Here is a 22,331-nt window from a genome sequence, read left to right as displayed (position 1 = left end):
TTTTGATTTGGCGATGAATCTACTCTCAAACTGAGACAAACAAACTTGCAATTTCTTCAACAGAGATGGTACCAAAATAATCCCGATAAGGTAGAGCCTGTAAATGTACCAAGACAGTTTTTTTATCAAATACTTGCCCTGTTAGGGCTGTGATAACAGGTGCTACGTCATGTAATCCCAAGAAATCACTTTCGAAACGTAAAGTCTTAATCAAGCCATTTTCTACCTGTGCGTAGACGTCCACAATGCCGCCATCAAATTTAGCATGATTGTGAAAATTAGAAGTAGGGGATTTGCCGTAATTCCAATCCCATTGCGAGAATTGTCTTTCCTGTAAAGTCTTAATCTCTGCCAACTGTTCAGGCGTTAAAATGATTTCTTGATCCACACCATGATTGGACAATTCATACACCAGGGCATCATAAAATGTCTTGATTGTTGTGCCTTCTGGCGCATAGTCTTTAATCATCCCGACACGACTTCTGACAGATTTCGCTGCTTTCGAGATAAATTTTTCATCTGCCACGTTGAGCGAATGGACCATATCATCAATTTTTGAATCAAAGAGCAGTGTCCCGTGATGCATCAGATAACCATTGGCGTAGCGTTGGGCATTTCCTGAGATTTTCTTGCCATCAAGCATGAGATCATTCCGACCAGATAACTCAGCAGGAATATTTAAGGCGTGTAATGCACGCAACATCGGCTCAACGAATTTTTTAAAATTAACCGTAGCAGAATTTGCCACTGGCACGATAAAAGTAAAATTCAAATTTCCTAAATCATGAAAAACAGCACCTCCACCAGTCACACGGCGAACAACTTGAATATCATTTGCTTCGACAAATTCTTGATTGACTTCTGCAAATGTATTTTGATTTTGACCAACGATAACAGCTTTCTTGTTCTGCCAAATCACAAAGATGGCTTCTTTGGGTTGCAAAGTATTTAATAGCCAGGCATCCATGGCTATGTTATAAGTTGCATCTGTTTCTAAATTTGTAAGATAACGCAAATTTCCAACCTTTCTGCGGCATCACTTTTAACAAGCAACCGCTTACATTTTATATTCTTTGTAAAAAATCGTTGATTTTCTAGAAAAAAGAGTACAAAAAAAGACTGACACGCGACCTGTGTTTGAGAATTTATTCACAATCATATGACAGTTTTAATGCGTCGTCTATTTTGAATCGCTCTGTCAGACATCACCTGACCTAGCTTTACTGATTAATTTTAAGAGTTATCGTTGAATGGCGCCTGAACCCGCTGCTAGAAAATCACTCACTTCTTTCTCGCTAAATAGGTTCGTGTCACCATGGACGGTATGTTTCAGAGCTGATGCTGCCGTACCAAAATCTATTGATTCTTGCAATGTCCATCCTGATAAGATGCCATGTAAAACACCTCCTGAAAAGGCATCCCCACCACCTACTCGATCAATAATCGGATTAATATCATGCGTTTTCGAGATAACTAGCCCTTCGGCTTGATTCCAAATCGCACCTGTCAAGCGATTCTGACTGGCACTTACCACATCACGTTTTGTCGCATAAAACAGCTTAATATTTGGAAACATTTGGTGCATCTTTTCATAGTAGTAAGCCAAGGCATCAGCAACATCACTAGGTGCCTCAGGTATTCCTAACAAGTATAGGGCATCCATATGCCCGGCAGAGCAATAATCAACATAAGGTAGGATTTTTTTGATGACAGTACCGCATTCTGCCTGACTCCACATTTTCCCACGATAATTAACATCGAAACTCACAGTGCAACCTGCTACTTTAGCAGCCTTGACAAGTTCTATTGCCATGTCACGCCATTTGACTGAAACGGCAGAAACGATGCCTGAAATATGGAAAATATCAACACCTTTAAACAAGTCTGCCAAATCCCATTCAATTTCATTCATGACAGCAAAACTTGAACCTGCACGGTCAAAAAAGACTGAAGCGCCACGTTCGCCTACACCTGCCTCCATATAGTAAGTTCCCAAACGTGGACCACCTTGCAATAAAAAGCTTGTCGAAACATCATGAGCCTTGAGATGTCTTTTGACACCCTCACCCAAGGCATTTTCAGGTACTTTACTTGCAAAACTAACCTCATGACCAAAATTTGCCAAGGAGACGGCAACATTAGCCTCACCGCCACCATAATCAACCCGCATCTGTTCAACAGATGCTAATCGTGAACCTGCCATCGTTGAAAAACGTGCAAGAATCTCACCTAATGTTACCACTTTACTCATACTTCATCATTCCTTTACACTATAAACATCATCACGCTAAAAAATATGCTGTAGCAATTTGCTCTCATGCTGTGTTTATGCCCACATTTTTTGATAGGAAAAACTGCACGCTTAAAAACGTACAGTAGCCATTATTTTCCTTTAATTTCAGCATATTTTGCTGCATACTGCTTGGCCACTTCCGTGACAGCATCAAAATCACCTGTTGCCGCAGGTGCTAACAGATTGCCACCTACACCCACAGTAATCACACCCGCTTCAAACCAGCTTGCCATATTGTCCAAACTCACGCCACCTGTTGGCATAAGGTTAAGCTGTGGCAATGGTGCTTTAAAGGCACTAACGATACTCGGCCCAAAAGCACCACCTGGGAATAGTTTGACAATATCAACACCACTCTTCATAGCTTCTTTGATTTCTGTGATGGTCATACAGCCTGGCAAGTATGGAATTTGATAAAGATTACAAATTTCAGCTGTTGCTTTATCAAAAAACGGACTTACCACATACTCAGCCCCTGCCATAATGGCTAAACGAGCAGTCACTGCATCTAACACCGTCCCAGCACCAACCACAACCTCTGGGTTGTTTTTATAATAGGTGGCCAATTCGCGAATGACTTCTTCCGCTTGAGGTACCGTAAATGTCAACTCAAGTCCCGTCAAACCACCCTTGACAACAGCATGAGCTGATTTCACTGCCTCTTCCTTAGAATTGCCACGAATGACTGCGACGACCCCTGTTTTTTCTAAACGATTTAAAATTTCAACACGTTTCATCAACTTACCTTCCTTATCTCTTATTGGGATTTCTCTGTCCATTTTAAATTCTGCTTTAAGCTCAATTCTCTACATATCTCGAAAAATATTTCTATTTAGAAAATTGACATTAGAATCCATCAAAATCAAGTTCTGAGACATCCTCTGAATGTGTATCCTCTTCTGCCAAAAAATAATCCGGATATTTTGAAATGACGAAATCCTTTTCATCTAACATCATATGCAAATGCGTTCCGATTAAAAAATTCATCTCATCAACATCTTTGTTAAAAATTGTAGCCAGAATTTTTTTGTGCTGATCAATAATTTTAGCCCAATCTAATTCCTTTGTTACAATCCGTAACCATCTAAAACGCTCTAGATGTGTATTATTTTTATTCATCCAACGCCAAATTTCTTCTCTATCAGCAATTTCAAAACACGTTCTATGAAAAACGTTGTCAAAGAAGAAGAAATCACGTTTATTTTGCTCAAGTGCTGCTTGACATTGCTTTTCAATGATACATTTCAAGGCATCTTGTCCTTGATCATCAATTTTGATTAGACATTCAAGCATAATCTTTTGCTCCAGTTGCTCGCGTGTAAAACGCGCATTGTCAGCAGATTTTAAATCAATCTTTGAAACATAGGTGCCACTTTGAGGAACGACATAAATTAGTCCTTGCTTTCTCAACTGCAACAAAGCTTCTCGAATAGGTGTTCTTCCCATATTCAAAACTTGACCTAGTTCATTTTCCGATATTTTTTGACCTGGCGCAAAATCAGAATAGATCATTTTGCGCAAAATGATTTTGTATGCTTGTTCCTGTAAACTTGCTGGTTTCATCATGACTTCACTTCCTTATATGCGATATACCAGTTATTATATCATATTATAGGAATTATTCACTCAATATTGACACCGTTTCCATGTAGACCAATTTATTATCTCAGTAAATAACTTGTCTTAATCGCTTTCTCAGCATGTCCTGCCAATACACAGTTGCCTTCTTTTTCAAGTAATTCAGCACTTTTGCCATCAATATCTGGAATTCCATAGAAGGGTTCTAAGCAAACAAACCTTGCTTCTTGTTTGTCCTGTGTCCATAGACAGAAGTATGGAAAATCTTGCGTATCAACAGTTACCGAATGTGCTGTTTTAGAACTAGACAGAGTCACAGATGTAATATCTGGATTATCAAAGACAATCAAACCATCCTGAAATAATTCTCGTGTCAATCGGAGCTTGCCCCCGACAGTTTCAAAAGCTTGTGTCAGACCACTACGATGTGGCATCGGTGTCATCACAAACTCGAAACGTTTCAAGTCAATTGAGTTTGGCTCAAAGCTAACCTCGTAATCTTCAAACTCTCCATCATTGTCAAAAGGAACACGGAAAGCTGGATGTGCCCCCAAAGAGAAGGACATTGCTTCATCTGACAGATTTTTAACAGTATAAGTTATTTCCAAACCATCAGCTGTCAAGGCATAACGCAAAATCAATTCAAAATGGAAAGGAAAACGTGCAAAGGTGCTCTCATTATCAGAGAGACTCAAACTAACACTTTCAGGTGTTTGCGCCACGACTGTAAAATCAAACTCTCCTACAAAGCCATGATGCGGCATCTCGTAGCGAGTACCTTTATGAGTGTAAGCATCTTCATTTGATTTTCCAATTGATGGGAATAAAACCGGCGCATGTTTTGGCCAAACCTCTGGATTACCATCCCATAAATAATCAATCTTTGATTCTTTGCTGAAAATTTTCTGTAATTCTGCACCTTTTTCTGAGATTTCAACCAAGAATTGGTCATTTTCGAGTATAATCATAGTGACCTCACTTCTTCTGGTAATTCAAAATCAAAATATGTTGACGCATTGCCATAAGCAACCTTAGCAATAATCGGACCAATCAATTGATGGTCAGCAGGAAGTTGCCCATCTTCTACCCACTCAGAAACAACCTCGCATAAAATGCGACGGAAATATTCATGACGTGGATAAGATAGGAAACTGCGTGAGTCCGTCAACATGCCAACAAAATTTCCAAGAACACCATTTTCAGCCAAATTTATGATTTGTTGCCGCATACCAGAGTACGTGTCATTAAACCACCAACCAGAACCATACTGAAGTTTCCCTTTTTGACCGCCTTGGAAGGCACCCATTAAAGCAATTAAAGGGATATGATCTTTAGGATTTAAAGAATACAAAATCGTTTTTGGCAACCCGCATGCCAATTCAACACGATTAAATAAACTTTGAACAGATGCTTCAATAAATCCATCAGCAATCGCATCACCTCCAACATCTGTCCCAACTTCTTTAAGCAGTTTAGTTGAATTGCTACGTGTAGCTTGTAAATGTAGCTGTACCGTCCAATCTTTATCTTGATAAAGTTGCATGAGATGAAACATTAACTCTGATGAATAAAACTCTACTTCATCAGCAGTCAGCGCCGCTCCTCTTAACCCTTTAGCAAAAATCGCTTCAACTGTTTCAATTGGCGCTTGTTTGGCTGGGAATGGATTAAAGCCATGATCTGAAATCCGACCACCATGGCTATGGAAAAAGTCAATGCGCTGTTTGAGTACTTGGACAAAGTCAGCAAAAGTATGAACCGTCAATCCTGAAACATTGGCCAATTCTGCCACATTTTCTGCAAAATTCGGCGTGCCTATCGCAAAAGCTTTATCTGGACGAAAAGTTGGATAAACCTTAAATGATTTTTCATCTACAGATAATTTTTGATGATAAGATAACTCGCTTGCGGGATCGTCCGTCGTACAAATCACTTTAACCTGAGCAGATTTAATCAACTGCCTTGCAGACATCGTACCATCAGTAATTTTTTTATTGGCTTTTTCCCAAATTATCGGTGCATTAGCCACTGTCAAGACTTCATCAATATCAAATAGACGCTTCAACTCCAAATTTGTCCAAACATATACTGCATTACCAATCGCATTTTCACAAGCTTCAGCAAATGCGACAAATTTATCATAATCAGACCCATCTCCCGCAACTAGTGCCTCGGGAACGCCATTTGCTCGCATTAATCGCCATTTATAATGGTCAGCATAAAGCCAAGCCTGCGTGATATTTTCAAACTGAATATCATCATAAATCTCTTGGGGTTCAAGGTGACAATGGTAGTCAATAATCGGTTGTTTTGCAGCATATTCGTGATACAAAGTCTTTGCAAAATCATTTTTGAGTAGAAAATCTTTATCTAAAAACATGAACTCTCCTCATTTTTTTATTTTAGCTATCTTGCTTTTCTAGTGCTTCCCACAAGCCATTCAAATAAGATAGGCCTAGCGCACGATCATATAGACCATAACCCGGACGACCAGTCTCTCCCCAAATCATACGACCATGGTCAGGACGAATGTAGCCGTCAAAACCATTGTCATGCAAGGCTTGCATAATCGCATACATATCTAGTGACCCTTCGCTTGACAAGTGAGGTGCCTCATAGAAATCTTTAGCCGCAACATTTGTAAATTTGATATTGCGCACATGGGCAAATGGAATGCGATTACGTTTGGTAAATTCAGCTACAATCGCTACGACATCATTGGCAGGATCTTCTGCAATACTACCTGTACATAGGGTAATCCCATTAGATGGTGAATCAACAGCGTTACACATCCAATCTAAATCGTCGCGGTTTTTAACCATGCGAGGTAAGCCGAACACACTATAAGGTGGATCATCAGGGTGACACGCCATTTTGATACCAACTTCTTCACAAGTTGGAATAATCGCTTCCATGAAGTATTTGAAATTGGCACGCAAATCATCATCTGACACATTTTTATAGAAGGCAAAAACCTCTTTAAACTGTGCCAAACGTTCAGGCTCCCAACCCGGTAAGCTAAAGCCATCAGCACCAGCTTCCATATTTTCAATCAATTCCTCTGGCGAAGCAGGCATATCGCTGCTGACAAATGAAAGTGTTGAAGAACCATCAGGTAATTTGAAGTCCAAATCTGTTTTCAACCAGTCAAAGACAGGCATGAAATTATAGCAAATAACCTCGATACCATATTCAGCTAAATTGCGAATCGTTGTTTTATAGTTTTCAATCCATTTATCACGTGTTGGCACACCCATTTTGATATCTTCGTGAATATTCACGCTCTCAATCACTTTAAGCGTTAAACCAGCCGCCTCAATTTCTTCTTTTAAGGCTTTGATACGTTCCTTAGGCCACACTTCACCGACAGGAATATCCATCAGCGTACCCACGATACCTTTACATCCCGGTATCTGACGAATATCTTCTAATTTAATTTTTTCTTCATTGGCACCATACCATCTAAATGTCATTTCCATTTAGTTTGCCACCTCCTATTTTTTATTTTCTACTAACAGAGCTTGCAGAGTATTGCGCACAGCTCCTGATCCTGCTAATAATTCAGCAAAATAGCCTTCAATTTTTTCGCCCAGACCTGCTACATACAAATCAAGACCAAAAATCTTTTCATTCGACAAAATCGGGGCAACTTTATCATGCAGATTACCCGTAAAGCCTAACGTTACATCGCTTAATTGCGCCTGTAAGTCTGTCAACAATGGATCTGGACTAATAGCAAAAGATTCTCCATTATCATCAACACCTAACAAGTACCGCACCCATGCCGCTAACGTCAGAGGAATAAAAGTCAAATCATCAACACTAAGTGTGTCGCTTTCGACATATTTTTTAATCGTTTCCCCAAAGCGAATGGCAACTTTTTGCGATGTATCTGAGGCAATCCGTTGTGGCGTATCTGGAATATTTGAATTCACCAAACGCTTCTTGACCACCTCATCAATAAAGTCTTTGGGATCAATAATCTCAGGATTGACAACCACTGGTAAGCCTTCAACATACCCAACCTGTTTGACCAAATCAACTAAATCTTCATCCGCCATTTCACCTGAAATGGATGTGAAACCAAGCAAGTTACCAAACACAGCCAACGACGTGTGCAAGGGATTCAGACAAGTCGTTACTTTCATTGTATCTGCCTTATCAACTGTATCACGATCAGTTAAAATCACGCCAGCCGCTTCAAGTTCAGGCCGACCATTTGGAAAACTATCTTCAATTACCAGATAATGTGACACTTCTGTATTTGCAAACGGTGCAATATTGGTATGTTTTGGTGTATGAATGAGCTCAACGCCTTCAAATCCCTCATTTTCAAGTGCCGTTTTAACACTTTCAGACGGATTTGGCGTAATGCGGTCAATCATTGACCAAGGAAAACTCACCTTATTGCTGTCTTCCAAATAATCGACAAAGGCTTGTGGAGCATAATCTTTTTCTACCCAACCTTTAGCAATCCCTAAAATACTATCTTGGAATTTTTGACCATTTTGCGAGAAATTATCCGTCGTCACCATAGCAATCGGTAGCTGACCCGCATTGAAACGTGCCAATAATAAACTCGCCACAATCGCCATTGTATGCTCAACTGAATCAGGTCCCTCAGCAATATCTTTCTCAACTAAAGCCGTATAATTCCCATTGATATCCGTTAAACTATAGCCTTTTTCAGTGATTGTAAAAGTTGCAAATTGTAGACTAGCATTTTCAAAAATCGCTTTGACCGCCTCATAACTTTCAGGTCGATCAGGATTGCAGTAATAAGCTTCTACCGTTGATTGCAATAATTTTTTCTCTAAAGTCCCATCTTCATGCATGATAACTTCAAGAATATCATTGTCATAAGGTAAATAAGCATCATCTATGATGTTCTCATCATAAGTTTCACAAACAATAACCCCTGTTTCAAGCTTGCCTTGATTGATCAACTCTTGTGCAACCTCAGCGTGAAAACCACGATAGAGATTCCCACCTCCAAAGTGAATCCACTGCGGCTGACAAATCGTCTGCTCCCGTAAATACTCAAGATTTTTCTTTGTCACTTGAACATCTCGTTTAACCAATTCGTTTGCTTGTAAACACAAACTTTCATTTAATTTAACTACCAAGATTTAACCTCCTTTATTCTGATTGATTTTTCAACCAATTTAAACATTCACGTCTACAAATTCCTAGCTTTTACGGCTGTTTACCAATGTAAGCTAAAATCCCACCATCCACATACAAAACATGCCCATTAACAAAATCTGAAGCTTGAGAAGCCAAAAATACTGTCGGCCCCGCCAAATCATAGGTCGTCCCCCAACGATTCGCCGGCGTTTTTGATAGGATAAAGTCGTTAAATGGATGCCCATCTTCACGCAAGGGGGCTGTTTGTGGCGTTTCGATGTAACCCGGGCCAATCCCATTACATTGGATATTGTACTGACCATATTCTGAAGCGATATTACGCGTCAACATCTTCAAACCACCTTTAGCTGCGGCATAAGCGCTGACTGTTTCACGACCGAGTTCACTCATCATCGAGCAAATGTTAATGATTTTTCCGCCACCTTTTGCAATCATACCCGGAATGACCGTTTTAGCAACGATAAATGGTGCGTTGAGGTCAACATCAACGACTTTGCGGAAATCAGCGGCACTCATCTCAATCATCGGGATGCGTTTGATAATCCCTGCATTGTTGATCAAAATATCAATCGTCCCAACTTCCGTTTCAATCTGTTTGATAGCAGTTTGGACTGCGGTTTCATCCGTCACATCAAAGACATAACCGTGCGCAGCAATCCCAGCTGCCTGATAAGCAGCCAATCCTTTGTCAACTGCCTCTTGCTTCAAATCATTGAACACAATCGTTGCGCCAGCTTTTGAGAGGGCTGAAGCTAACTCGAAACCAATACCATAAGTCGCCCCTGTGACCAAGGCAATCTTGCCGTCTAATTTGTAATCATCTAGTGAAAATGCCATTTTGTCTCCTCTATTCTTTCTGCGAACTTTGTCCGCTCAAAGGCTCATTTCAAGTCTTTTGTTGCAACAAAATCCATGTCGTCATAGGTGATATTTTCACCACACATGGCCCAAATGAAGCTATAATTAGTCGTTGCAACACCGCTGTGAATTGACCAGCTTGGTGAAATGACAGCTTGTTCAGGTGCGACAACCAAGTGTTTTGTTTCATCAGGTTTGCCCATGAAATGGAAAGCGCATTGCGCAGCATCAAAGTCAAAATACAAGTAGGCTTCCATGCGACGTTCATGCGTATGACAAGGCATGGTGTTCCATGCGCTACCCGGCTCAAGAATCGTATAGCCCATCTGTAGTTGACAACTGTCACAGATATTTGGGTGAATGTATTGATAAATGTTTCGGTCATTCATCGTTTCACCAGCCCCTGTTTTCATCGGTTTGATGTCCGAAATTGCAATTTTGACATTGGGATATTTTTTGTGAGCTGGGGTTGAACTGATGTAAAATTTAGCTGGATTTTCAGCATCATCAGATTCAAAAATGACTTGCTTGGTTTCCTTACCGATATAGTAACCATCTTGTTTGACCATGGTTTCAACTTGACCGTCAATCGTGATTTTACCCGGTCCACCGATATTGATGACACCTAATTCACGGCGTTCGAGAAAATAGTTGACACCTAATGCTTTATTCAGAACGATTTCAAGTGGTGTCACCGTTGGTGTTACACCACCAAAAATCATGCGGTCATTGTGGGTGTAGGTGAGCTTGATTTCATCGGGTACAAAAATGTTTTCCACCAAAAATTCCTCACGAAGTTCTGAAGTGGTCAGACGTTCGATATCTTTAGGACTGTGGGCGTAACGTGTGTTGAGTGTTGTCATTTGTTTTCCTTTTCTAGATAGTTAAAACACCATCTTTACTTTTTATAAGCTAAATTCAACTCTAGCGTTCGTCACCCTAAACTAAACATCCAAGAGTTTTGCTTCCAAACTTTCAAAAACTCTTGGATTAAAAGAAATAGCCATTGCTAATTTTGAAAAATATATCGCACCAATTTCACTCGCACAATCCAAAGGCAAGTGTTTTCTTCTACCTAAAAAATGTTTTTCCAAAATTGGCTGACGTGTGTAAATCGTCTCGTCTTCCTCCTCAAAAATATGGAAAAGTTCATGCCATAACACAAGATTTTCAAAATTTACTGCCCATTTTTCGTCAAACTCAGTCCAACCTTTGAGAATCGCGCCTGTTTTTTCAATTGCTTTAGCGTTCATCATAACTAATTTTTCATTTGGATCACAGATAGCAAAGATTGGGAGTAAAGTGAAATCAGAGTTTTCCTGTAACTGATAACCTCTCCTCTCAATCAAAGATATCGGAGAAGAAGCCTCTTCTAGTTGAAGTCGTTCCCACAATTTTTGAGCTGTTACCATACACTTTTCAATGATATCCAATTTTTCATTTAGCGACATCATACGTGCTGGACTATCATTGATAAGTTCCAAAAAATAGTCAACATCTGTTATCTGTGTTTTAGCCAACATCACATCATAATTGAGCAAAGTTCCTTCTCCTTTCCCCAAAACTCCAACATTTTTGTTTATTACCTCTTAAAGATAATAAACAAAATATCCTACAGCTAGACAAGCAACAGTTAATGCCCATGCCCAACCTAAGTTAGACTTGATATATTCTTTCGTATCCACCTTGACAAAGTTTAATGCCCACATTGTCCAAGATTGTGTCGGACAAGATGATGCAACAATTGATACAGGTGGAATCATAAAGAGGATGAACAAGAATTTTTCATCAAAAGTGCCCATCGATTGTAAAATGGAAACCAAGGCAATCCCAGATCCAAAAACCATCAGTGGCCCACGGAATAAAGCAAGTGGTGCCAAAATCGCAAAGGCGATTAACAAAATAATTGGTGAATTTGGAATGAAATCTCCTAGTAAATCTTTTAAAATAGGTGCAATTTGTTTGGCCGCAGCTTGGAAGATATTCACGCTATAGAGCATCCCAATCAAGAGTCCACTATCTGCAACACCATCATATAACGTTTTTTGAGCTTTAGTCACAGCTAATTTATAGCCATTAAGGTTTTTAGTCAATAATAGACCTAGGAAAATCCCCATAATGAAAGCAGGAACAGGTTGCCATTTGAATAAAGCGACCATTAAAATCGGGATAAACGGTACAATGACAACAATACCATTTAATTGTGTGTCTGCATTAGACTGTTGTTTGGCAGCCCAAGCACGTACTTTTTTCTTATTTTTAAATCCATAATTCACTAAAATATAAGCAACCAAGACAATCAGATGAAGTGCAGTTGCAATCAAGCCAAATTGCACATAGTGATTATCGTATTTAATCCCTTGGAAAACAGCGAAGAATTGGCTAACATAAGCCACGTTTAACCACATTCCGCCTGCAACTGCTAACATATAGGCACCAACTGCTGTTCGTTTATCAATCCCTAAAGACATTTGAATCGGCAAGATAATCATCCCGATTGCCATTACTGAACCAACACCGAAAGCACTGGTAAAGATGAGCATACAAACCACATTAAGCAGTAAAGTTGTAACAAGTGGTTGATCACCCGCAAGTTCAACTGTTTTCTTGATAATGTAACCTGCAATCCCTGTATCCACAAGGACACGACCGAACCAAGCTCCAAAGACAATGACGGCAATCGTCCCACCATAAGCTGCGACTGAATCTTGGAAAATCTTTGTGACAACGGTTTGGATTGGTACTAGCCCAATCACACACCAAAGCACTGCTGTTACTAAGAAACCTAAAAGTAAGTTTCCGCCCTTCATACAATACGTTACTAGGATCAAAAATGTTACTAGTAATAAGATTCCTGACAAAATTGACATATAAATTCCTCCATTTTCTATCTACACTAAACGACTTGGTTGTTTAGTTCTAAAACATCATCAAACATTTTTCTTGCTTGCTCTGGATTATACGCATAAAACAGAACAATATCCAATAAAGCTGGCGAAAAATCTAAGTGATTCATTTTTTTACTGAAAGCCATCGCTGCAATTTCACTCAAAGCACGAACTTGTGATTTACTCTCATAAAACGGAAGTTTCCACAAGACGATTTTTTCACTTTGCGTATAGGTGCTAGGATCAGAACATTCTAAATGGTGATAGAGTTCATGACCTAAGATAATGGCTTTTAACGCATCCTCGCTTTGCCATTTAGGCATCGCTTTGACAATCTCCATGATTGGATTTTTCATCACAACAATTTGCTTAGGTGGCGTATACATGGCAAATAAAATTCGCTCACCTATTTTTTCCTCAGCATGGTACGTTAAATCAAGACCTACTTTTTCAATAATCTGCTCAATTGTCAAGTTTGGATACTCTGCTTGACATTTTTTAGCCATTGCCTCACCGGCAGCTCTCGCTTTAACAATCATTTCAGCTTTTAAATCAGTTGAAATTTTGTTTTTTAGCAAGTCTTTTGTAAAAGCAACTTCTTCCCAAACATCATCTGGTATTTTACATAAAATCTGTACCATTTTTTGAAGTTCAGCATCATTGGCCGTTTCCGATTTTACAGCTGGCTGTGGTTTCACTAAATTATTTAACTGTTCAAAAGTACTTTTCTTTTGACGATTTTTAAGCTTGACCAATATTTGCTGCAACAATTAACACCTCATCTGTTGGTTCTAACATTGAAACTTCTAAGTCAGTTAGCAATGTTAATTGTTCAAAATCAGTCGCTGAGAAGTCCATCACGCGTGCACCGATACAAAGATAAAAATCAGGTCGTGCAATCAATTCCGTTTGATAGACCGCCATGTCATCCCATAAGCGTCCCAATTGATCCAAATAAAATTCAGCTGTCGTTTTGGCATACATCGCATTAGCACGTTGAACTTTGATAAAGCCTTTTTTATCCACAATACGCATGGCTTGCGCATCCTTATCGTCTTTGGTTTCACCAACGATATAGAAGTATTGATTTTTCGTTTTAATTTCGATTTGATTTTCTTGTAGGCGCATATCTTCTGCCGCCAATTCCAATACTTCTGGATCTGTTATTTCTTTTGTCAAATCAGTTGCTTTAACTTCTGTTGAACCTGTCGCAATTGCTGTCACTTTAGAAGTTTGTGGATCAATTTCGATATGGATTTCAACAGATTCTGGCGTTGCACCTGACTCTACTGCTTTATTCAAGGCCTCATTTTTAAGGGCACGAATATCTTCTTTAGATGGGGATGGCATAATCCGTTCGACAACGTCACGTACCATTGCCAAGGCAACTCCGATAGAAGAGATGACTTCCGCATTTTCCGGAATAGAATACTTAACCTTGTATTTGTCAGAGAAATAAGTAATCAGCGATGCTGCACCGCCTCCAACACCAACCAAGGAAATTTGGTCATGTTCCAATTTATATTTCTCAGCAAATCCTGAGATAATTGGCTCAATCTTACGATAAGAAGCGGCCATGATTTGTTCGGCAATGTCTTCAACCGTTGTCCCACAATAGTCAGCTAAAGCTTTAAAGGCCAATCTAGCTGACTCAACATTACCGTAAGAGAAATGGTCTGGGCTAACTAAACCAAGAATATTCGCTGCACAAGAGTTAGTAATTGTCACTTCAAAGCCATCCTCCATGACAACTTTGACATAATCTTCTGGATCACCTGGTTTTGGCGAGAAGAACTCAACGCGAGGGCCTTTGACTTTCTCTGTATCAGTATAAACAGCATAACCTAGCCCTGCGATGTGAGCTGAACGAGGCCCAACATCAACGATACCTGTCTTGTTAGCACGTACCATTGAACCACCCGCACAACCAACAACCTGCACATCCAGTGAAGAAATATAAGTTGAATGTCCGCCGACAACTGAATAGTCAATGGCTGGACGACCATTTTTGATAACCCCGATATTTGTCGTTGTGCCACCAACCTCAAAATAAACACCATTTGAGGCACGCAAATACATTAGAGATCCCATAACTGAGGCTGCTGGACCAGATAACATGGTCAAAACGGGACGTTTTTTCATCTCACTGATTTCCATTACCCCACCATCACCACGCATAATCATAAGTGGGACTTCAACACCTGCACCTTTTACTGACTCCTCAGTTGAAGTTGCCGTATCTAACATTTTGGGTAAAATAGAAGCATTGATGGCCGCTGTCCGAGTCCGACGTGTCAAGCCGTAAAGCTTTGTAATATCCGATGCCATTGTCGTCGGAACGTTATCAGCATCTGCAATTTCATGAATTAACTCTTCAGGTGAGCCATCATCTACACCAAATGCCATTGAGGCAACCAAAACAGATGCGCCTTGATCTTTCAAATGTTTAATTGCTGTTGTGGCACTTGCTTCGTTTAAGTCTTTTAATTTAAGAAATTCGTTGACAATTTCAATTTGTTTCTTTTCTTCTAATTGAATATTATCCAGTTTGAGTTGCCGTTTAGCTAAGAACCCCTCAAGGCCTCCTTTACTCATGCCGATAATACCAACTTTGGCAACATCTCCTTCAACTAATGCGTTTGTTGCTTGTGTTGTCGAATGAGCAACGAATACAACATCAGCGGGAGCAATGCCATTTTCTTCCATACACTGTACAAACGACTCAACAACCCCAGCCGCTACACCACTTGGATGATCATGTGATGTTTTTACCTGTACTTTACCTACGATTTCATGGGTTTCATTATCAATCGCAACAGCCTTAGTATGCGTTCCGCCTACGTCAATCCCCATTCTTACTTTACGTGTCATTTTAATACCTTTCATTTCTATGTAACGCTAACAAGCAACCTATCATGCATAAAATAATGAAACAAAATTAAGTTGCTTGGCAGTCGTTCAAAATTTACGATTTAATTAAACAAGATGTCCATATAGAACGTAAACAACTGCACACATGATAATGCCGATAATCCAACCTGTTGGAATAGATTTCGTCATAAAGTCTCTAGATGAAACCTTCGTATACCCAAAGCCCCAAGCAACCCAAGATTGTGTTACATCCAAGTGTTGTGGTGCACAAGTTGTAATTGCGAACAACGGATATAAGAAAGCCGTCGGAATATTTGGATTTGCTGCAATCACAACTGAAAGAATTGCTGCACCGGCACCAACCAAATTAAGCGGTCCACGGAAGAAACCAAGTGGTGTTAAAATTCCCATTACAAGACATAAAACCAAAGCACTTGTTGGCACTGCACTACCGATAACAGCAGTAAAGTAGGGTTTAGCAAATGTTGCAGCATTGTTAAACATCGAAAGAGCTAGTAAAAAACCAACCATCGGTGCTACATCAATAGCACCATCTGTAAATAATTTCGCAAATTTACGACAGATTTGTGTATAAGTCCCTTTCAAATTTCCAGTTGAAATCAGCGCATAACAAGCTGAGAGAATGAAACAAAGGATAACTGGTAGTTTGAGGAACACAAGACCAACAACCGGCAGTACGATAGAAACCCATGAAATCACTGGTGCATCTTCATTCGCTTGTTTTCCTGCAGATGCTGCCCATGCATAAGATTTTTTCTTGTTCAATGACAACATTGATACTGTTAAAACAACAACTAATGAAACAACCATACCAATCATACCGATTGTAAAGTAGTCATTGTAAGTATAGCTCATAGCTTCTTTGCTGAATGTTTGAAAGATGGCGATATATTGTGCAAAGTGAATCATATTTGCAAATACGCCAGCCATGATTGAACCCATAAAGGCAAACATGGCAATCGGTGCTGGAATACCTAGTGACATCAAGATTGGCAAAACAATAACGGCAACCGAAATAACTGGGCCAATCCCTGTCATTGACATGAAAAGAATAGAAGTTACAATACATAAGAGACTCATTGTGATTTTAGGTTTATCTCCACCTAATTCAACCACTTTACGAATTAAAGTTGCTGCAATTCCTGTATCCATAAGGACACGACCAAAGAAGGCACCAAAGAATACATTGACTAACATCGCCTTCGCATAGTTAGCTGGACCTTCAGAATAAACATAGGTCAGCAAATCAACTAACTTACTACTCATGTCGCCAGCAGCAGTTGGGACCTCCATAACAATACTTGAATCAAGCGAATGTCCGATAAACGTTAAGGCAAACCAGAACGTCGACATGACGACAAAACCTATCATCAAGTTATAGTTCTTGACGCAATACCAAACCATAAAAAAGAATGATAAGATTAATAAAATACCGATAATTGTTTCCATTTAAATTCTCCAATTTCCCTCAAACGAGGTAAGCGCTTCCAAGACACTTATAAAAAATAAGTGTCACATTTTAAAAATAATCTAGATCATAAACATTTAACTCACAACTACTGACTTATCAAACTTGTCAAATACCTAAAATAAATGTGATAAGAAATGTAGGCAAGCCTTCTCCTTTCATACTGAATAAATTACTATGTATCATAAAGAACATCAAATCAAAACACCTTGTCAAATAGCGGAAAAATTCTATTTATGAATCAAAATATTTTTAAGGATCTATGATTTATGTCAAAACTGATATACTAGTATCTTAGTTCATTATATAATTAAATTCTATTTTTGTAAAGTGTTTTCTTATCTTTTTTATTATTTCATATTCCTTTATTATTTCGTCTTGTTTTTTTAACTTAATTTATTTTCAACTCATATACTTATTTTCAGCTAATACACTTACTTAAACTCAACAGAAATCCCCTTCTTTTAATTATCTCTAAGCATTAATCATTCTCTTTTCTCCCCCTTAAAATTGATTGCCCCTCTCGTTAATCACAACTTTTCCCTTTTCTTTTTGTATTATCACTAATTTTCACATTAATATATTCAAAAAAATATCTCTTTATTGAGAAAGTAATATATCAACTAGGGTGAACATTCGAACCTTTTCTTCTTATTTTTTAGAAATATGAAGAAGGACAAAAATATAGCAGAGACAATAGTCGAAAATTAGCATAATTTTGCTAATTATAAAATAAACAAACCGCATGTCATCAACGTTTTCAAAAACGAAGACATCCGGTTTGTTTATCTTTAAGACTTTTGTCCCAGCCTCTTCTACACAGTCTAACAAAGCAACTTTGACTGAAATTTTCAAGAAATTCGAGGCACAGCATGGCGAAGCGTACTTAGGTACGTGAGCTATGATGTAACGAAGAAGTTCGCCAGAAAATTTAAGCCAAAGCGCCCATAGGATCCCACGGGAGAAGAACCTCCGGATCAGCCTCATAGGCAGCCAACTCTTCTGATGTCAGGAATTCTTTTCTGACAACGATTTGGTAAGTATATTCGTCCATCCAAGCATCAGATGCTGTGAAGTAACCTTTTTTACCAACTTTTTCGCCCCATGAATTTTCAACTTTCCATTTAAGGGAATTGCCGGCAGCATCCAAGTCAACACCAGTCAAGACCATGGCGTGCGTCATCAATGACTCAGAGTAGTCCAAACGGCTAGCTTTATCTTGTTTAAAGTTCAAATCCATAGCTGAGAAATCATAAGCGTCCATGGTCAACAAACCGTCTTTGCGGTTAGAAACTTGACCAACATCACAACCAAACCAAACAGTTTCGCCAGCTTGCATTTGGGCAATGGCTAATTTTTTGAAACGGTCCATTTCAACATTCAAGTGACGGACATCACGCGCACCGATGACATTCCCTAAAAACTCAACGGTGTAAGATTTGTTATAAGGTTTGTCAGCAGTTGGCGCATTGATGACACTCACGTAGTCATCAAGCTTGATATTCACAAATTTTTCATAGAAAGCTTGTGGTGTGATGTCTTCGAATTTGTGGAATTGGTCATCTTTATCCCGGTATTCAAAGTCAAATTTTTGTGGTGGCAAACCAAGTGTCATGGCAAGATAGTTGAAGATTTCTTGCAAGAGTTCCGCTTTTTTCGTAGCCACATCGCCACCAGTTTGAATCAACTCACGTAAGATTTGCGCATCTTGACGCAAGAGTTTGTTAAGATATTGATCCAACTCACGGCTGGCACTTGATGAAATAGACTCAGGATAGATATCTTTTGGCACGACACCATATTTTTGGAACAAAGCCACGACCATGTCCCATTGTCCGCCATCTTGTTGGGGCACGTCAAGCAAGAATTTCAACTTGCGATCGCCGATTTCAAGATCACTTGTACCAATGATTTGCTCAAGGAACCAGTTTGATTTTTCATATTTGTCCCAGAAGAACGTGTAGGCTTGTGACAACTCGAAGTTTTCCAACTTGAACTCTGTCAAAATTTTATGACGGAAAGTGTTCAAAGCTGCAAACATCCAGCAACGACCAGATTGTTTTTGGTTGCTGACTGGATCATTTGTCAAATCAACTGAGAAAACAGGCAAATTAGCCGCGTGTGAGGCACGATTTTCAAGGGCATTGAGCAAGCCATTTTTAGTCGCTGCGTTTTCCACTGCGCTAAATTTCGCATTTTTTTGATAGTTATCAAATAGTGATTGTGTAAATTCTGATGTTAATTCTGTCATGTTAATGTTAATCCTCCAAAGAATAGTATAGCACTTTTCATAGCATATCTCAGCAAATTACTTTATATAATCCACGTCATAAAAAATGACTTGCGCGAGACAGCGCATGTCGTTTTTTAAACAGACCTTAGCGATATAAACCGTTTTGGTCAATGTAGGCCAAAACCTCAGCTGGCAAGAGAAAATTCGGACAACGATTGGCTTGTAAACTCTCTCGGATATAGCTTGAGGAGATATTCAGCAAGGGTAAATCAATCATTTGAACGGGATATTTTGGTTCAGTCAGAACAGTTTGGTCACGCTTAACAGCCACGAATTTAACTAAATTCAGCAAGTCATCAATCCTGTACCATTTTTCCAAGTAATCGACCATGTCGCCACCGATAATGAAAAAATACTCGTTTTCAGGATGTTCAACCGTCAATTTTGAGAGCGTATCATACGTATAAGATTTGCCACCTCGCTCAATTTCTGACAAGTTCAATGTCAACTGCGGACAGTCTTGTAAGGCAAGCCACAGCATATTAACCCGATGCTCAGCTGAAATCGTTGACTTCGTATCAATGTGAGGTGGATCGTTTTCAGGCATGAGCTGAACTTCGTCCAAGCCCAACAACTGCTGGATTTGGTCTGCGATGAACAAATGCGCATAATGTACCGGATTGAAGTTGCCCCCTAAAATACCAATTCTCATGCGCGCCAGAAGTCGTCAAAAATCGTAATCGGCAAATGACGTTTGTGTTCTGTTTTCAGCCACCAATTTTCAATCACAGCACGTGCGTCAGCAGCAATCTCACGACCTTCCAAGTAATCGTCAATATTATCGTAAGTCACACCCAGTGCGACTTCATCAGCCAGACCGGGCTTGCCATCTTCCAAATCAGCTGTTGGAATTTTTTCATAAATCGTTGGATCTGCTTCTAGATAAGCTAATAACTGCTTGCCTTGACGTTTATTGAGACGGAAAAGCGGTAAAATATCTGCACCACCATCGCCAAATTTCGTGAAGAAACCTGTGATATTTTCAGCTGCATGGTCTGTCCCAAGCACAGCACCCGAATGGGCGCCCGCAATGGCATACTGGGTAATCATGCGTTGACGTGCCTTGATATTGCCTTTGTTAAAGTCTGTAATGTCAAGCCCCGCCTCAGTCAAAGCTGAAATTTCGCCGTCGACTGCACTTTTGATATTGACCGTCAAACTCACATCTGGTTGGATAAAAGCCAAGGCTTTTTGGGCATCCTTTTCATCTTGTTGCACGCCATAAGGCAGGCGAACAGCGATGAATTGATAGGCAGTATCGCCTGTTTCAGCACGCAACTCTGAGATGGCAAGCTGTGCCAAACGACCTGCCAAACTCGAATCTTGACCGCCTGAAATACCTAAAACTAGGCTTTTCAAAAAAGGGTGCTGTCTCAGATAATCTTTCAAAAAATCAATGGAACATCGCACTTCTTCTGCTGGTGAAATTTCAGGCTTTACCCCTAATTCTGCGATAATGTTATCTTGTAAGGTCATTTGTAAACATCCTTTCTCACTTGGTCGATGAGTTTCATTTTATTTTCCCAGACATCCTGCGCCAAATCAACTGGGTAGTCTTGCGGATTCAAATCACGTTTGTACTCATCCCACAAATCATCTAATTTCTCTTTGAAATAGACCTTGATTTCTGGCAATGTCGGTAACTCATAAATCAACTGACCTTTTTCAAAGACTGGCACCAACAAAGGTCGCGCTGTGAAATTGGTCAATCTTTTATTAATATAGGTATAAGTCGGATGAAACATGAAAATCTCATCAGATGCATTCGGGTCAATATCCGCAAACGTGATATAATCCCCCTCAGACTTGTTCTTATCCAAACTGCGAATCCGCCAAACTTGTTTCTTACCGGGCGTTGAGACCTTCTCAGCATTACTTGAGAGCTTAATCGTATCCCGCATCTCACCTGTCTCCGTTTCAATCGCAACGATTTTATACACGGCACCAAGTGCGGGCTGATCATAAGCTGTAATGAGTTTTGTGCCCACACCCCAAACATCAATTTTAGCCTTCTGCATCTTGAGATTGAGAATCGTATTTTCATCTAAGTCATTAGACGCATAGATTCTCGCCTCTGTAAAACCAGCATCATCAAGCTGCTCACGGACTTTTTTAGAAATATAAGCCATGTCGCCAGAGTCGATGCGGACGCCTTGAAAATTAATGCGACCGCCCATTTCTTTTGCGACTTTAATGGCAGCAGGAACACCGATTTTCAGGGTATCATAAGTATCGACTAGGAAAACACAATCTTGATGCGTTGTCGCATAGGCTTTAAAGGCCTCATAGTCGTTGCCATAAGCTTGGACGAGCGAGTGGGCATGGGTGCCCGACACTGGAATACCAAAGAGCTTGCCCGCCCGAACGTTAGAGGTCGCATCCGCACCGCCTATAACTGCAGCACGCGTCCCCCAAATCGCTGCATCCATTTCCTGAGCACGCCGTGTACCAAACTCCAGTAAAGGTTCGTCACCAATCACCGACTTAATCCGTGCCGCTTTGGTTGCGATCAAGGTTTGGAAGTTGACGATGTTGAGGATGGCTGTTTCGACCAGCTGGCATTGTGCCAACGGCCCTTCAACTTGAAGAATCGGCTCGTTAGCAAAAACGAGATCGCCCTCCTGCGCCGATCTCACGTCACAAGTAAAGCACAAGTCAGCGAGATATTCTAAAAAGTTGTCAGGATAGCCAAGCTCTCGCAAATAAGCAACATCGTCAGCATCAAAATGGAGGTCTCGCAAATAGTCAACGACCCGCTCCAGACCTGCAAAAACGGCATAGCCATTTTTAAAGGGCATCTCTCGGAAATAAACTTCAAACACTGCGTTACGCTCAGAAATCCCTTGTTCAAAATAAACCTGCATCATATTAACCTGATAGAGATCGGTATGTAATACTAAATTATCTGTCATC

Annotated in this window: 19 protein-coding genes; all 19 read right to left on the bottom strand. The window is 39.9% G+C overall.

All coding sequences use genetic code 11. The features are described 5' to 3' along the window. Positions 1 to 25 precede the first annotated feature (25 nt). The 19 genes from ACYQ21_RS00280 to ACYQ21_RS00190 all read right to left on the bottom strand — a co-directional run bounded on the left by ACYQ21_RS00280 (position 26) and on the right by ACYQ21_RS00190 (position 22,330). Positions 26 to 1,015, bottom strand: a complete 990-nt coding sequence (locus ACYQ21_RS00280) for a lipoate--protein ligase (protein WP_460053966.1) — start codon at positions 1,013 to 1,015, stop codon at positions 26 to 28. Positions 1,016 to 1,240: 225 nt separating this feature from the next. Next, the gene (locus ACYQ21_RS00275; RefSeq protein WP_460053963.1) at positions 1,241 to 2,251 is read right to left on the bottom strand and encodes a sugar kinase; all 1,011 of its coding nucleotides are present in this window, start codon (positions 2,249 to 2,251) and stop codon (positions 1,241 to 1,243) included. A gap of 131 nt (positions 2,252 to 2,382) precedes the next feature. Further along, entirely contained in the window at positions 2,383 to 3,030 is a 648-nt protein-coding gene (locus ACYQ21_RS00270; RefSeq protein WP_460054063.1) for a bifunctional 4-hydroxy-2-oxoglutarate aldolase/2-dehydro-3-deoxy-phosphogluconate aldolase, read from the bottom strand. A gap of 109 nt (positions 3,031 to 3,139) precedes the next feature. After that, on the bottom strand, positions 3,140 to 3,859 hold the full coding sequence (locus ACYQ21_RS00265) for a GntR family transcriptional regulator (protein ID WP_460053962.1): 720 nt from the start codon (positions 3,857 to 3,859) through the stop codon (positions 3,140 to 3,142). A gap of 95 nt (positions 3,860 to 3,954) precedes the next feature. Beyond that, positions 3,955 to 4,839, bottom strand: coding sequence for an aldose 1-epimerase family protein (locus tag ACYQ21_RS00260; protein ID WP_460053960.1), 885 nt, complete (start codon positions 4,837 to 4,839; stop codon positions 3,955 to 3,957). Continuing rightward, complete coding sequence (gene uxaC / locus ACYQ21_RS00255) at positions 4,836 to 6,251, bottom strand: glucuronate isomerase (protein WP_460053959.1); 1,416 nt, start codon at positions 6,249 to 6,251, stop codon at positions 4,836 to 4,838. The genes ACYQ21_RS00260 and uxaC overlap by 4 nt, the downstream gene beginning before the upstream one ends. 22 nt (positions 6,252 to 6,273) lie before the next feature. Further along, a complete protein-coding gene (uxuA, locus tag ACYQ21_RS00250; protein ID WP_460053957.1) occupies positions 6,274 to 7,350 on the bottom strand; it encodes a mannonate dehydratase in 1,077 nt (358 codons plus the stop codon). 15 nt (positions 7,351 to 7,365) lie between these two features. After that, complete coding sequence (locus tag ACYQ21_RS00245; RefSeq protein WP_460054062.1) at positions 7,366 to 8,952, bottom strand: mannitol dehydrogenase family protein; 1,587 nt, start codon at positions 8,950 to 8,952, stop codon at positions 7,366 to 7,368. A gap of 115 nt (positions 8,953 to 9,067) precedes the next feature. Then, positions 9,068 to 9,856 carry a gluconate 5-dehydrogenase gene (locus ACYQ21_RS00240; RefSeq protein ID WP_460053956.1) on the bottom strand — a complete coding sequence of 263 codons (789 nt, stop codon included), beginning with the start codon at positions 9,854 to 9,856 and terminating at the stop codon, positions 9,068 to 9,070. Between the two features lie 44 nt (positions 9,857 to 9,900). Beyond that, positions 9,901 to 10,740, bottom strand: a complete 840-nt coding sequence (gene kduI, locus ACYQ21_RS00235) for a 5-dehydro-4-deoxy-D-glucuronate isomerase (protein ID WP_460053953.1) — start codon at positions 10,738 to 10,740, stop codon at positions 9,901 to 9,903. 81 nt (positions 10,741 to 10,821) lie between these two features. Further along, on the bottom strand, positions 10,822 to 11,418 hold the full coding sequence (locus ACYQ21_RS00230; protein ID WP_460053952.1) for a hypothetical protein: 597 nt from the start codon (positions 11,416 to 11,418) through the stop codon (positions 10,822 to 10,824). A gap of 48 nt (positions 11,419 to 11,466) precedes the next feature. Continuing rightward, a complete protein-coding gene (locus tag ACYQ21_RS00225) occupies positions 11,467 to 12,687 on the bottom strand; it encodes a hypothetical protein (protein WP_460053951.1) in 1,221 nt (406 codons plus the stop codon). Between the two features lie 86 nt (positions 12,688 to 12,773). Continuing rightward, complete coding sequence (locus ACYQ21_RS00220) at positions 12,774 to 13,535, bottom strand: hypothetical protein (RefSeq protein WP_460053949.1); 762 nt, start codon at positions 13,533 to 13,535, stop codon at positions 12,774 to 12,776. Then, positions 13,507 to 15,636: a hydantoinase/oxoprolinase family protein gene (locus ACYQ21_RS00215; protein WP_460053948.1), complete on the bottom strand. Its 2,130-nt coding sequence runs from the start codon at positions 15,634 to 15,636 to the stop codon at positions 13,507 to 13,509. The genes ACYQ21_RS00220 and ACYQ21_RS00215 overlap by 29 nt, the downstream gene beginning before the upstream one ends. Positions 15,637 to 15,741: 105 nt before the next feature. Next, positions 15,742 to 17,106: a citrate transporter gene (locus tag ACYQ21_RS00210; protein ID WP_460053947.1), complete on the bottom strand. Its 1,365-nt coding sequence runs from the start codon at positions 17,104 to 17,106 to the stop codon at positions 15,742 to 15,744. Between the two features lie 950 nt (positions 17,107 to 18,056). Further along, the gene (gene pepC, locus ACYQ21_RS00205) at positions 18,057 to 19,376 is read right to left on the bottom strand and encodes an aminopeptidase C (RefSeq protein ID WP_460053945.1); all 1,320 of its coding nucleotides are present in this window, start codon (positions 19,374 to 19,376) and stop codon (positions 18,057 to 18,059) included. Positions 19,377 to 19,503: 127 nt separating this feature from the next. Beyond that, positions 19,504 to 20,070 carry a nicotinate-nucleotide adenylyltransferase gene (locus tag ACYQ21_RS00200; protein ID WP_460053943.1) on the bottom strand — a complete coding sequence of 189 codons (567 nt, stop codon included), beginning with the start codon at positions 20,068 to 20,070 and terminating at the stop codon, positions 19,504 to 19,506. Continuing rightward, positions 20,067 to 20,894, bottom strand: a complete 828-nt coding sequence (nadE, locus tag ACYQ21_RS00195; RefSeq protein WP_460053941.1) for an ammonia-dependent NAD(+) synthetase — start codon at positions 20,892 to 20,894, stop codon at positions 20,067 to 20,069. The genes ACYQ21_RS00200 and nadE overlap by 4 nt, the downstream gene beginning before the upstream one ends. After that, a complete protein-coding gene (locus ACYQ21_RS00190) occupies positions 20,891 to 22,330 on the bottom strand; it encodes a nicotinate phosphoribosyltransferase (protein WP_460053939.1) in 1,440 nt (479 codons plus the stop codon). Before ACYQ21_RS00190 ends, nadE begins: the two co-directional genes overlap by 4 nt. Position 22,331: the final 1 nt, after the last annotated feature.

The sequence above is a fragment of the Pseudolactococcus yaeyamensis genome (assembly GCF_054658615.1).
This window is presented reverse-complemented; position numbering and strand designations above follow the sequence as displayed.

Excerpts from the sequence above, each read along its gene's own strand:
- ACYQ21_RS00275 (WP_460053963.1), bottom strand. The coding sequence starts at position 2,251 with ATGAGTAAAGTGGTAACATTAGGTGAGATTCTTGCACGTTTTTCAACG.
- ACYQ21_RS00270 (WP_460054063.1), bottom strand. The coding sequence starts at position 3,030 with ATGAAACGTGTTGAAATTTTAAATCGTTTAGAAAAAACAGGGGTCGTC.
- ACYQ21_RS00265 (WP_460053962.1), bottom strand. The coding sequence starts at position 3,859 with ATGATGAAACCAGCAAGTTTACAGGAACAAGCATACAAAATCATTTTG.
- ACYQ21_RS00260 (WP_460053960.1), bottom strand. The coding sequence starts at position 4,839 with ATGATTATACTCGAAAATGACCAATTCTTGGTTGAAATCTCAGAAAAA.
- uxaC (WP_460053959.1), bottom strand. The coding sequence starts at position 6,251 with ATGTTTTTAGATAAAGATTTTCTACTCAAAAATGATTTTGCAAAGACT.
- uxuA (WP_460053957.1), bottom strand. The coding sequence starts at position 7,350 with ATGGAAATGACATTTAGATGGTATGGTGCCAATGAAGAAAAAATTAAA.
- ACYQ21_RS00240 (WP_460053956.1), bottom strand. The coding sequence starts at position 9,856 with ATGGCATTTTCACTAGATGATTACAAATTAGACGGCAAGATTGCCTTG.
- kduI (WP_460053953.1), bottom strand. The coding sequence starts at position 10,740 with ATGACAACACTCAACACACGTTACGCCCACAGTCCTAAAGATATCGAA.
- ACYQ21_RS00225 (WP_460053951.1), bottom strand. The coding sequence starts at position 12,687 with ATGAAGGGCGGAAACTTACTTTTAGGTTTCTTAGTAACAGCAGTGCTT.
- ACYQ21_RS00215 (WP_460053948.1), bottom strand. The coding sequence starts at position 15,636 with ATGACACGTAAAGTAAGAATGGGGATTGACGTAGGCGGAACGCATACT.
- ACYQ21_RS00210 (WP_460053947.1), bottom strand. The coding sequence starts at position 17,106 with ATGGAAACAATTATCGGTATTTTATTAATCTTATCATTCTTTTTTATG.
- pepC (WP_460053945.1), bottom strand. The coding sequence starts at position 19,376 with ATGACAGAATTAACATCAGAATTTACACAATCACTATTTGATAACTAT.
- ACYQ21_RS00200 (WP_460053943.1), bottom strand. The coding sequence starts at position 20,070 with ATGAGAATTGGTATTTTAGGGGGCAACTTCAATCCGGTACATTATGCG.
- nadE (WP_460053941.1), bottom strand. The coding sequence starts at position 20,894 with ATGACCTTACAAGATAACATTATCGCAGAATTAGGGGTAAAGCCTGAA.
- ACYQ21_RS00190 (WP_460053939.1), bottom strand. The coding sequence starts at position 22,330 with ATGACAGATAATTTAGTATTACATACCGATCTCTATCAGGTTAATATG.